Annotated in this window: 10 protein-coding genes and 1 pseudogene; 7 read left to right on the top strand and 4 right to left on the bottom strand. The window is 73.7% G+C overall.

The genetic code is table 11. The annotated features are described in order from the left end of the window. Positions 1-13: 13 nt before the first annotated feature. A complete protein-coding gene (locus WAB15_RS13600) occupies positions 14-334 on the bottom strand; it encodes a hypothetical protein (RefSeq protein WP_407286379.1) in 321 nt (106 codons plus the stop codon). A 318-nt stretch (positions 335-652) separates the two neighbouring features. Between WAB15_RS13600 and WAB15_RS13595 the strand changes: the two genes are divergently transcribed. From WAB15_RS13595 to WAB15_RS13570, 6 genes and pseudogenes are all read left to right on the top strand, one after another. After that, positions 653-1,081: an organic hydroperoxide resistance protein gene (locus tag WAB15_RS13595; protein WP_399147906.1), complete on the top strand. Its 429-nt coding sequence runs from the start codon at positions 653-655 to the stop codon at positions 1,079-1,081. Positions 1,082-1,333: 252 nt separating this feature from the next. Then, the gene (locus WAB15_RS13590; RefSeq protein ID WP_384427165.1) at positions 1,334-1,459 is read left to right on the top strand and encodes a hypothetical protein; all 126 of its coding nucleotides are present in this window, start codon (positions 1,334-1,336) and stop codon (positions 1,457-1,459) included. 319 nt (positions 1,460-1,778) lie between these two features. Next, complete coding sequence (locus WAB15_RS13585) at positions 1,779-2,777, top strand: LacI family DNA-binding transcriptional regulator (RefSeq protein WP_399147907.1); 999 nt, start codon at positions 1,779-1,781, stop codon at positions 2,775-2,777. A 66-nt stretch (positions 2,778-2,843) separates the two neighbouring features. Then, the gene (locus WAB15_RS13580; protein WP_407286378.1) at positions 2,844-4,451 is read left to right on the top strand and encodes a sugar ABC transporter ATP-binding protein; all 1,608 of its coding nucleotides are present in this window, start codon (positions 2,844-2,846) and stop codon (positions 4,449-4,451) included. Then, positions 4,441-6,452 (top strand): annotated as a pseudogene (locus WAB15_RS13575) (substrate-binding domain-containing protein). The gene WAB15_RS13580 and the pseudogene WAB15_RS13575 overlap by 11 nt, the downstream one beginning before the upstream one ends. Positions 6,453-6,563: 111 nt before the next feature. Beyond that, positions 6,564-7,487 (top strand): ribokinase, encoded by a 924-nt coding sequence (locus WAB15_RS13570; RefSeq protein WP_399147909.1) that lies wholly within the window; start codon positions 6,564-6,566, stop codon positions 7,485-7,487. A gap of 130 nt (positions 7,488-7,617) precedes the next feature. On the opposite strand, the gene WAB15_RS13565 is transcribed toward WAB15_RS13570, so the two are convergent. Continuing rightward, a complete protein-coding gene (locus WAB15_RS13565; RefSeq protein WP_407286377.1) occupies positions 7,618-9,021 on the bottom strand; it encodes a nitrilase-related carbon-nitrogen hydrolase in 1,404 nt (467 codons plus the stop codon). A 68-nt stretch (positions 9,022-9,089) separates the two neighbouring features. After that, a complete protein-coding gene (locus WAB15_RS13560) occupies positions 9,090-10,403 on the bottom strand; it encodes a pyroglutamyl peptidase (protein WP_407286376.1) in 1,314 nt (437 codons plus the stop codon). A gap of 131 nt (positions 10,404-10,534) precedes the next feature. Between WAB15_RS13560 and WAB15_RS13555 the strand changes: the two genes are divergently transcribed. Next, a complete protein-coding gene (locus WAB15_RS13555; protein WP_399147912.1) occupies positions 10,535-11,293 on the top strand; it encodes a hypothetical protein in 759 nt (252 codons plus the stop codon). On the opposite strand, the gene WAB15_RS13550 is transcribed toward WAB15_RS13555, so the two are convergent. Next, complete coding sequence (locus WAB15_RS13550; RefSeq protein WP_407286375.1) at positions 11,290-11,967, bottom strand: TetR family transcriptional regulator; 678 nt, start codon at positions 11,965-11,967, stop codon at positions 11,290-11,292. The genes WAB15_RS13555 and WAB15_RS13550 overlap by 4 nt on opposite strands. Between the last annotated feature and the right edge of the window lie 83 nt (positions 11,968-12,050).

Here is a 12,050-nt window from a genome sequence, read left to right as displayed (position 1 = left end):
TGACGGACGCCGGTCACAGACCGGCGACGTCCCCGGCCCTCTTCAGCACGGAGTCGAGCGCGTCCACCACGCCGTTGTGCCGCCTCGCCCGCGCCGCCCGGTCCGCCGGCACCAGCCGCGCGGCGGCCTGCACGGCGTAGGCGTCCGGGTCGCCGAAGGCGGTCCGCGGATGCTCTCCCGTATCCGTGCAGTGCGCCGTGACATCCTTGACCGCCTGGAGCACGACCGCCCGGTCCACGCCCGGCCGCACGGCCAGCCGTACCTGGAAACGCGCCATCCACTTCTCGCGGTCCTTCTCCCCCGCCGCGTCCGTCCTCTGGTCCTTCTTCGCCACGTGCTCTCCCGGGTGATCGGCAGCCGTCCGTCATGGAGTGGGACGCCGGGTCATCGACGTGGGTTGACAGGCGAGAATCCGCCTCGGCGCGACGATGCGGCCGCTGTCGCGGTGGACCGGGGACGCTCGGCCGTGAGCCGGCCGCGCGTGCCGGTCCGCCACCTCGGCCCGGCTCGGCGCAGGGATCACGACCACCGTGCTCGAACGGCCCCGTCGGAGAACCCGCACTGGCAGCCGTCCTTCGCCACGGATTAGGCTCGGCGGCAGGCCGTCGCGATCCGTGGGCGCGAGTCGCGGCGAATCACAGGAGGATCTCGTATGTCCATCCAGACCGTCGACGTCGTCTACACCGCCGTCGCCACCGCTGAGAACGGCCGTGACGGCCGCGTCGCCAGCGACGACGGCAAGCTCGACGTGGTCGTCAACCCGCCCAAGGAGCAGGGCGGCAGTGGCGCCGGCACCAACCCCGAGCAGCTCTTCGCGGCCGGCTACAGCGCCTGCTTCCAGGGCGCGCTCAGCGTCGTCGCCCGCCGGGAGAACGCCGATGTCTCCGGCTCCCGGGTGACCGCCAAGGTCGGCATCGGCAAGACCCCGGACGGTGGGTTCGGCCTCACGGTCGAGATCTCGGTGTCGATCCCCGACGTCGACGCGGCCACCGCCCAGGACCTCGTGGAGAAGGCCCACCAGGTCTGCCCGTACTCGCACGCCACCCGCGGCAACATCGACGTCAAGCTGACCGTCGCCTGATCCGCCGCTGACCGGCGACTCCCGCCAGGGGCCGCATCCCGCAAAGGGGTGCGGCCCCTGGCGCGTGGGGCCGGAGCCGGGGCGGCCAGGGCCTGCTCCCACTCCCCGCGTGGCGCCGGATTCCGCCCCGCGAGGGGCTCAACTCGCGCTATTCTCAACGGGCTTCATCGCGTTCCTCCCACAGCTTCACCGGCGGCACCGCCGGTGAAGGCCCTGACTTCCGGGGCCTGTCCGGAGGAGCGAGGAGGAGCGATGGACGATCAGGACACGGAGCAGGAGAGCGACCGATGGGCCCCGCCTGACAGGTGGCAGGTCGTACTCGGCGTGCTGAGCCTGCTGGTGGCGGTCGTCGCGTGCGTGGGTCAGTTCGCCCGGTAATCGGCGGGTCGGGCCCACGGGTCCGGACACGGCCGGTGCGCGCCATCGAGGCGGGACGGTCAACGGGGGAGTGCCCGGGCCGATCGTTCGCACGGCGCGGGATTCCGGTGAGCCGGCTCCGTCGCCGCCGACTCCCCGTTGTGGCGCAGACAACCCCGATGTGACACAGGCAACATTCGCGGCATCTTGACGCACCGGCCGTGTAATCGATTTCGTAGCCCCCACGAAAACCTCCTGAAATCGATTACACGTCGATGACGCGAAGCCACCCGCCCCCTGGGCGGTCGGCGGTCGCACGGACAGAAACGGCAACGGCGCCATGGCGAACATCAAAGATGTGGCAGAGCGGGCAGGGGTCTCCGTCGCCACGGTCTCCCGGGTGCTCAACGGCCACAGCCCGGTCGCCGAGACCCGCGAACGGGTGCTGGCCGCCGTACGGGAGCTGGGTTACCGCCCCAACAACGTCGCCCGCGCGCTGCGCACCGCCCGCACCGGCACGCTCGGCCTGATCATCGGCGACCTCACCAACCCCTTCTTCACCGAGCTGGCCGACGCCGTCGAGGACGCCGCCCGCAGCCTCGGCTACAGCCTGGTCATCGGCAACGCCGGCGAGCGCCCCGAGCAGCAGGACGACTACATCCGCACCCTGCTCGACCGCCGGATCGACGGCCTGCTGGTCAGCTCGGCCGGCACCGGCTCGGCGATGCTCGGCGAGGCCGTCGCCGCCGGCACCCCACTGGTCCTGCTGGACCGCACCGTGCCCGGCGTCGACGCCCCCTGCGTACGCGCCGACGGTGCCGCCGCGCTCACCGACCTCGCCGCCCACCTCGCCGCCCTCGGCCGCCGCCGCCCCGCGATCATCGTCGCGCCGGCCGGCACCCCCACCGGCGACGAGCGCCTCGAACTGTTCCGTACGGCGCTGGCCGGCCACGGCCTCGCCCTGCCCGACGAGCGGGTCGGCGCCACCCCCGATCTCCAGCCCACCGGCGGCCGGCGGGTGATGAGCGGCTTCCTCGACCTGCCCGAGCCGCCGGACGCGGTGCTGGCCACCGACAACCTGATGGCGCTGGGCGCGATGGACGAGCTCCGGGCCCGCGGGATGCGGGTGCCCGACGACATGGCGCTGGTGGTCTACGACGACGTGCCGTGGTTCGCCCATATCGACCCGCCGCTGACCGCCATCGCCCAGCCCACCCGCGAACTGGGCCGGGCCGCCGTCGCCACCCTGCTGGCGCGGATCGAGGGCCGGCCGGCCGACTCGGTGCTGCTGCCGGCCCGGCTGGTCGTCCGGCGTTCCTGCGGCGAGACCGCCGGCTAGCGGGTCCGGCGAGCCGCAGTCCGGACCGACCACCGCAAGGGGACCCGAAGAAGAGAGGGGGAGCGCATGACCGGCGTCAACGACGACGTACCGGGCGGCCGCGAACTGCTGCGCGTGGAGGGGGTGACGAAGTCGTTCCCGGGCGTCCGCGCGCTGGACGGCGTGGACCTGAGCCTGCGCGGCGGCGAGGTGCACGTCCTGCTCGGCGAGAACGGCGCGGGCAAGAGCACCCTGATCAAGATGCTCTCCGGAGCCCACCGCCCCGACGCGGGCCGCATCCTCGTCGACGGCGCGCCCCACGGCCTGCGCGAGGTGCAGATCCGCTCCGCGCGGGACGCCGAGCGCCTCCGCATCGCCACGATCTACCAGGAGTTCAACCTCGTCCCCGGGCTGACCGTCGCCGAGAACCTCTTCCTGGGCCGCCAGCCGCGCACCGCGCTCGGTCTGATCGACCGCAAGGCCCTGCGTGCCCGCGCCACCCAGCTGCTCGCCCGCGTGGGCCTGGACGTCTCCCCGGACACCCCGGTCGCCGAACTGGGCATCGCCCGGCGCCAGATGGTCGAGATCGCCAAGGCGCTCGGCCTCGACGCCGGCGTCCTGATCATGGACGAGCCGACCGCGGTGCTCACCTCCGAGGAGGTCGACACCCTCTTCACGATCGTCCGCGAACTGCGCGACGCCGGCGTCGGCATCCTCTTCATCACCCACCATCTGGAGGAGATCGGCGCGCTCGGCGACCGGGTCACCGTCCTGCGCGACGGCCGCTCGGTCGCCGAGGTCCCCGCATCCACCGACCAGGACGAGCTGATCCGCCTGATGGTGGGCCGGGACATCGCCGAGCAGTACCCGCGGGTGCGCCCCGACGAGCCGGGTGCGCCCCTGCTGCGGGTCCGCGGGCTGACCCGTCACGGGACGACGGCCGGGCCGGTCTTCGAGGGCATCGACTTCGAGGTGCGGGCCGGAGAGGTGGTGGGCCTGGCCGGACTGGTCGGCGCGGGCCGCACCGAGGTCGTCCGGGCCGTCTTCGGCGTGGACCGCTATGACGCCGGCACGGTCGAGGTCGACGGCGAGCCGCTGGCCGGCGGCGATGTGCGCGCCGCGATGCGCGCCGGCCTCGGCCTCGTACCGGAGGACCGCAAGGGCCAGGGCCTGGTCCTGGACGCGTCCCTCCAGGACAACCTCACCCTCGCCCGGCTCGACCGCGACACCCGCGGCGGGCTGGTGGACCGCGGCGCCCAGCGGCGCGAAGCGGCCGCAGTCGCCGAGCGGTTGAGGGTGCGGATGAGCGGTCTGGCGCAGCCCGCCCGTACGCTCTCCGGCGGCAACCAGCAGAAGATCGTCATCGGCAAGTGGCTGCTGGCGGACACCAGGCTGCTGATCCTCGACGAACCCACGCGCGGTATCGACGTCGGCGCCAAGGTCGAGATCTACCAGCTCGTCAACGAACTGACGGCGGCCGGCCGCGCGGTGCTGATGATCTCCAGCGATCTGCCCGAGGTGCTCGGCATGAGCGACCGGGTGCTGGTGATGTCCCAGGGCCGGCTGGCCGGCGAGCTGCCGGCCGAAGAGGCCACCCAGGACGCCGTGATGGAGCTCGCGCTACGGCCCCCGCACGGCACCCCCGACGGCAACCACACCAACGAGAGCGCGATGGAGGGCTCCGATGTCCGCTGAGGTGAAGACGGCGGCCGCCGCCGAGGCGGTGGGACGGGCACCGGCCCGGGGCGGCCCCGGGCCGTGGTTCTCCCGGGCGGTCCTCAGGAACGGTCCGCTCGGCGGACTGATCGCCCTGGTCGTCGTGATGGCCGCGCTGTCCGGGGACTTCCTCAACGGACAGAACCTCCTCAACGTCGGCGTCCAGGCGTCGGTCACCGCGATCCTCGCCTTCGGCGTCACCTTCGTGATCGTCTCGGCCGGTATCGACCTGTCGGTCGGCTCGGTCGCGGCGCTCTCCGCCACCGTCGTCGCCTGGGCGGCCACCGGCGGGGGCCTGCCGGTCTGGACGGCGGTGCTGCTCGGCCTCGCGGTCGGCGCGGGGGCCGGACTGGTCTCCGGCGCGCTGGTCGCCTACGGCCGGCTGCCCGCCTTCATCGCCACCCTGGCGATGCTCTCGGTCGGCCGCGGTCTGGCACTGGTCATCTCCGGCGGTTCGCCGATCGAGTTCCCCGGCTCGGTCGGCCGGCTCGGCGACACCCTCGGCGGCTGGCTGCCGGTACCCGTCCTCGTCATGATCGTGATGGGGCTGGTCGCCGCACTGGTCCTGGCCCGTACGTACACCGGACGCGCGATGTTCGCGATCGGCGGCAACGAGGAGGCGGCCCGGCTCTGCGGCATCGCCGTCAAGCGCCGCAAGCTCGTCATCTACGCGCTGTCCGGGCTGTTCGCGGCGGTGGCCGGCATCGTGCTCGCGGCCCGGCTCACCTCCGCCCAGCCGCAGGCCGCGGTCGGATACGAGCTGGACGCGATCGCCGCCGTGGTGATCGGCGGGGCCAGCCTCTCCGGCGGCTCCGGGAAGGCGTCCGGCACCCTCATCGGCGCGCTGATCCTCGCCGTACTGCGCAACGGCCTCAACCTGCTGAGCGTCTCGGCGTTCTGGCAGCAGGTGGCCACCGGGCTGGTCATCGCGCTGGCGGTGCTGCTGGACACGCTGCGCCGCCGGAGCGCGCGGTGACCGCCCGGGGCCGGAGCGCGGCGGCGAGGGACCGGACGGCATGGACCGTGCGCCTCAGGGGGGCGGCCGGGCGTGGGGCGATCGCCCGGGCCAGGGCGCCGCTGGCGGCCGGACTGGCCGCGACCGTGGCGCTCGGGCTGGCCGGCTGCGACCGCGGCGGCGACACCGACCTGGGGCTCGCGCTGTCCACGATGAACAATCCGTTCTTCGTCGGCATCAAGGAAGGCGCCCAGGCCGAGGCGGACGCCCGCGGGCTGCACATCAACATCACCGACGCGCAGAACGACCCCACCCAGCAGATCAACCAGATGGAGACGTTCACCAGCCAGAACGTCAGGGCCGCGATCATCAACCCGGTCGACTCCGACGCCGCCGTCCCGGCCGTCGGCGTCGCCAACCGGGCGAAGGTGCCGGTCATCTCCATCGACCGCGGCGTCAACGGCGGCACGGTCGGCTCGACCATCGCCTCCGACAACGTCGCGGGCGGCCGGCTCGCCGCGAAGACGCTGGCCGCATCGCTCGGCGGCAAGGGCAAGGTGGCCTTCCTGGAGGGCCAGCCCGGCACCTCCGCCGCCCGCGAGCGCGGCCGGGGCTTCGAAGAGGGCATCAGGAAGTACCCCGGCATCCAGGTCGTCGCCCAGCAGCCCGCGGACTTCGACCGCACCAAGGGCATGGACGTGATGTCCAACATGCTGCAGGCGCACCGCGATATCGCCGGGGTGTTCGCCGCCAATGACGAGATGGCGCTCGGCGCGTCCAAGGCGCTGGGCGGGCGGTCCGGCAAGGACGTGAAGGTGGTGGCGTTCGACGGCACCCCGGACGGCGTCGAGGCGGTCCGCGGCGGCACCCTGACCGCCACCGTCGCCCAGCAGCCGGAACTCCTGGGCAGGAAGGCCGTGGACTGGGCGCTGAAGGCCGCCCGCGGTGAGAGGCTGCCGAAGTCGGTCAAGGTGCCGGTGGTGCTGGTGACGGCCGAGAACGCCGCGAGGTTCGACGGCGGCTGAGACGGCGGACGGCCCGGCGAGTGGGACGGCGGATGAGACGGCAGATGACAACAATCGGCGAAGCGGCGCACGGCTATCGGAGCGCGCCGCTCGGACATGGGAGAACGGCGCATGTATGACGTCCTGGTGGTCGGCTCGGCCAACGCGGATCTGACGGTACGGGTCGAGCGGCGGCCCGGCGCGGGAGAGACCGTGCTCGGCACGGACCTGGTCGAATCGGCCGGCGGCAAGGGCGCCAACCAGGCGGCCGCCGCGGCCCGGATCGGCGGCCGCACCGCACTGCTGGCGCGGGTCGGCGGCGATGCGTACGGCGAACTGCTGCTGCACGCCCAGCGCGAGGCCGGCACCGACGTCGCACCGGTCATCGTGGACCAGGCGGCCCGCACCGGCACCGCGATGATCGTCGTCGACCCGGACGGCGACAACAGCATCGTGGTCTCGCCCGGCGCCAACGCCGCCCTGACCCCGCAGGACGTGGCCGCGGCGAAGGAGGTCATCGCCGCCTCCTCGGTGGTCTCCCTCCAGCTGGAGATCCCCATGGAGTCGGTACGGGCCGCCGCCGCGGCCGCCGCCCAGGCCGGCACCCGGGTCGTGCTCAACCCCTCGCCGGCTCCGGAAGCGGCCCTTGCGACCGAACTCCTCGCCGTGGCAGACCCGTTGGTGGTCAACGAGCACGAGGCCCGCCGGCTCTCCGGCCGCGCCGACGGCACCCCCGCCGAGTGGGCGCAGGCGCTGCTCGACCAGGGTGCCCGCTCGGTCGTGATCACCCTCGGCGGGGACGGCGCGCTGGTGCTGGACGCCGCCGGAATCGGCGAGGTCGCCGGCGTACGGGTCAAGGCCGTGGACACCACCGGCGCCGGCGACGCCTTCACCGGCGCCCTCGCCACCCGCCTGGCCCGCGGCGCCTCGCTCCAGGAGGCCGCCCGCTTCGCCGTGCGCGTCGGCGCAGCGGCCGTCACCAAGCCGGGCGCCCAGCCGTCCTATCCGACCCGGGCCGAGCTGGAGCTGCTGGCGCCGGAGGCGCCGCAGGACTGAGGCCCGTCGACCGGTCCGGCGCCGCACGGGTGCCGGACCGTCGGCGTCGTACGGTGCCGGGCCGCCGCGCTGTACGGCTGCGGGGACCCAGTGCCGTAACGGGTGCCGGACCGTCAGCCGGCCGGTGGTGTCACCACCTCTCCATCGGGCCGTACAGCGCATGGTCCGCGCCGGTCGCCAGTGCCCAGTAGCGGTCGCCGTAGGACCAGTGCCACCACTCGGTGGGGTAGTTGACCAGGCCGGCCGCCCGCAGGGCGGAGGAGAGTATCCGGCGGTGGGTGCGGGCCGCGGGCGGCAGATCCGGGGCGCTCGTGTAGCACGCGCCGTCGCTCTCCTCCGGCGAGGCGTTCATGGGCGTCCCCATGTCGACATCCCGACCTTCCGCCGTGACCAGGGTGAGGTCCACCGCGCCGCCCGCGCTGTGCGGCGCGGTGTCGGGCGGCGACACATAGCGGCTGGCGGCCCGGTGGATGCGCTCGGCATCCCAATCGGCGTGGGCGGCGCGCAACTCCTGCGCGTACTCCTCGAAGTAACGGCGCTGCAGCTCCGGCGGGCGGTAGCCCTCGACGAGCCGCAGTCGCAGCCCGTCCGGCAGCGACTCCTGCGCCGTCAGCAGCCGCCGCAGTACCCCCTGCCGCAGATGGGCGAACGCGCCCGGCCCGTCGTGCCGGTCCGCGGCCACCAGCAGTGCGGGCGCCGCGGTGCGGACGTCCACCAGCGGCTCACCGCACTCCTCGACCGGTATCGCCGCCACCGCCGGGTCCGCCATCAGCGTGATCCGGTCGCGGACATCGGTCAGCACCAGCTCGAAGCCCTCGCCCGGCGCCAGGTCCGTCCCGACGCCGGCCGCCGCCACCTGCTCGCCCGTGGGCAGCCAGGCGCCGCTGCGGCCGCAGGCCGGTCGGTCGGGGCGGTCGACGCCGGTGCCGGTGCCGGTGCCGTTGGCGAGGAGGATGTGCAGCCCGTGCTTCTGCGCCAGCTCCGCGTACCGGTCCATCCACTGCGGGTCGTCGTGGAACGAACTGGCGAGGTACACCCGGCAGCCGTCCGCCGCGGCCTGCTCGGGGACCTCGGGGAAGTCGTTGTCGTAGCAGGTGGCGAGCGCGAAGCGGATCCCGCCCAGGGTGAAGCGGCCCTCGGCCGTGCCCGGCGTGAAGACGTCGTTCTCCGCCCCGGACAGATGCCGTTTGTCGTAGCGGGTGAGCAGTGCGCCGTCCGGCCCGTAGACGAAGGTGGACAGGAGCGGGCGGCGGCCGTCCCCCGCCGCCCGACCCGGGGCGTTGACGACCGCGGCGGTGCCGGTCGCCCGGCAGGCCTCCCGGACGGGCGTCAGGCGGGGGTCGTCGGGGCCGACCGTCATCCCCTCCGGGTCGGCCTTTATCGCCTCCAGGTCATAGCGCGACAGCGCGAGTTCGGCGAAGAGCACCAGATCTGCGTTGCGCCCGGCGGCCTCGGTGACGAGCGCGGCCATCCGCGCGGCGTTGGCGCCGATGTCGCCGGGAACGGGGGTGAACTGTGCGGCAGCAAGGATCATTGCTCCATCATGCCGCCACAGCTCACGGCGTGTGACGGCCTGTGGATAACCTGCTCGGGCCGGCCGCGCTACCCGCCGGCGGCCTCCTGCGAAGCCGCCACCGCCACGACCTTGCGCACCTGCCCGACGATCGCGATCCGGTTCTTCACGAAGACCGGATCGGTGACTTGACCGCCGGCCGGATCGGTGTTGCCGGGCCCGAACTCGAGCACCGGAGTGTGCAGATGGCCGCCCGGCAGCGCCGGCCGTCGCACCGCGTCCCGCAGCAGCGTCGCCCGGTAGGCGATCTCGTTGGACAGGTAGTCCCCGCCGCCGCCGGCGCGGGCCGTGGACCCCGGAGTCGGACCGTCCGGCCGCTCGACCGGCTCGGTGCCGCCCGCCGGGATCTCGGTGACCGCGGTGTGGTCGACCACCGGATACGGCCCGGTGTCCGCCGCGACGATCCGCGCGTACGGCAGGCTGGTGGTCGTCCACTGCGGCTGCGGCGTCACGGTCGGCACACCCGCCGGGATCGGCGCCGTCTCCGTACGGGACTCCCGCGCGTTGTCCGGATAGCCGCCCCGCCAGGCCCCGTTGGTCCGCTCGACGTCGAACCTCCCCGGGCGCCCCTGGCTGATCGTGGTGAACAGATCCACCTGCCGCGGCCCGCGCCGGAAGTGCGGCAGCAGGGTGCGCTCCACCGTGCCGGCCGCGAAGTCCGCCCACCGTACGGGGAACATCGCGGCCTCGATCCGGGCCGTCCGGCCCGACGCGGTACGCACCGTCGTCCCGTCCAGCGCGAGTGCCGCCGCCCCCGACGGATTGCTCCGCCGCGGATCGGCGTCCAGCTGGAACGGGTCGAACCCGGTCACCACGATCCGCAGCACCTGCTTCCCGGCGGGCAGCTCGATGCCGTCCTCCCCGCGCGAGCCGCGCTCCAGCGAACCGAGCAGCGCCGCCCGCCGGGCGGGGGACAGCGCGAAGTCCGGCCGCCACTGCCGCAGTTCCTTCGTCATTCCCAACCGCGCCCAGTACAGCGGCCGGTCGTCGTCCCGACTCAGATCGCCGCCCGCGGGCCCGCGCCCCTGCGCCCGGTCCACCGCCCGCCGCCACAGCGCCCGTCCCGCGTCCGCGACATAGCGCCTGGCCTCCGGGTAGGTGTCCAGGCGGGCCAGTCCGCGCCCGAACTCCGGCGCCTGGTCGTCGAATGCGCTGCGCCGCAGGATCTCCTGCGGCGCGGCCTGCGTCAGCCGGGCCTCCTCCACCGTGACCTGCTCGACCGCGGTCCGTACCGCGGTGGGTCCGCCCGTGCCGGCCGCTTGGGCCGGAGCCGTCAGGGACAGCGGGACGGTGGCGAGCAGGGCGATGCCGAGTGCGACCGGCTTGGTGCGTATGCGTCTCATGGGGCGAGTAAAACGGGGCGCGCGGTGCGGCGGTAGAGGGCACGGGATGGCTTGATACGGCCCGCGGTTAGGGTTTCTGGTCCGGTCCGCGCACGCGTTGGGCACTTCCGAGGAATCCAGGGGGAATCTCCATGGCCACACCGCCACCACCGCACGGCCCTTACCCGTATGCGCAGCCGTATGGCCAACCGCCCACGGGACCCTACGCCCAACAGCCCACGGGGCCCTACGCCCAGCAGCCGCACCCCGCGCCCTACGCCGCCGCCCCCGGCTGCGAGTTGTGCGGTGCCCAGCCCGCGGTCCGGGCCACCGTGCGCGGGCATCAGGGCATCCTCTTCCTGATGCGGTTCCTCAGCCGGAGCGCGGTGTTCTGCCGATCCTGCGGGCTGGCCACCTACCGCGAGATGTCCGCCAAGACCCTGTGGCAGGGCTGGTGGAGCCCGCTGTCGGTGGTCATCACCCCGATCACCCTGCTGGTGAACCTCGGCCCGCGGGCCCGCTTCCGCAAGCTGGCCGCCCCGGCGGGCGGCTTTCGGCCCTCGCTCGATCCGGGCAAGTCGCTGCTGCGCCGCCCCGAGGCGCTGCTGTTCCTGGTGCCGATGGCGCTCGTGGTGCTGGCGATCCCCACCCTGTTCGTCCTCGGCGCGTTCGTCGAGGGAGCGGGCATCGGAAAGACCCCGACCCTCGCCGTCGGCGACTGCGTCCGCAACGAAGGCGACTGGCACGACCAGGACCTCGAAGTCGTGGCATGCGGCTCGGCCGATGCCCAGTACCTGGTGACCCGCAGGCTCGACGCGCCCAAGGACACCTGCGCGGACGGCGAGCTGCTCGCGGACCTCGAATACAGCCCGGACAAGATGACGGTCTCCTGCCTCGCGCCGGTCCGCTAGGGGGCCTCGCCCGGTCCATCGTCCCCGCTCTCGTCCCCGTTCCCGCCCCCGCTCCCGAGCAGCGCCAGGAAGTCCCGGAACGCCGCCGGCATGTCCACCTCGTCCGGGTCCAGCAGCCACTGCAGCTGCAACCCGTCCATCACGGCGACCATCAGCGGCGCCGCCCGCTGCGGGGTCAGGCCACCGGGCAGCGTGTCGCCGTACTCGGCCCGCAGCGCCTCGGCCATCGCCGCGCGTACGCAGCGGAAGCGCGACACGAAGAAGTCGCGGGCGGGGTGGTCCTCGGTGACGCTGTCGGCGGACAGCACGGTGTAGGTCTGCACGATGCCGGGGCGGGTGGCGTTGTAGTCGACGAGCTGGGCGAGGGTGTCGGTACGCCGGGCCCCGGACGCCGCGGCCGCCGAGGCCAGATCCCAGCGGTCGCGTGCCTCCAGCACGCCGACCAGCAGCAGCTCCTTCGTGGGGAAGTGGTGCAGCAGGCCCTGCTGGGTCAGCCCGGCGCGCTCGGCGACGGCGGCGATCGAGGTACGGCGGTAGCCGCGCTCGGCGATCAGCGCCATGGCGGCCTGCAGGATCGCCTCCCGCCGCTCCGCGCGCTGCGCCTCCCGCCCGCCGCCGCTCCGCCGAGGGCCCGACCGGCCGTCGCGGGGCGCCTGCTGCTCTCGTGCACTCACCGGCCGAGCGTAACCCCGGAGTGGAGATCCCGTAGGGCTGAGTAACGGAAGAGTAACGTTGCCTACCGTCTGGCAGGTGAGAG

It is taken from the genome of Streptomyces sirii (genome assembly GCF_045690365.1).
Taxonomy (GTDB): Bacteria; Actinomycetota; Actinomycetes; order Streptomycetales; family Streptomycetaceae; genus Streptomyces; species Streptomyces sirii.
This window is presented reverse-complemented; position numbering and strand designations above follow the sequence as displayed.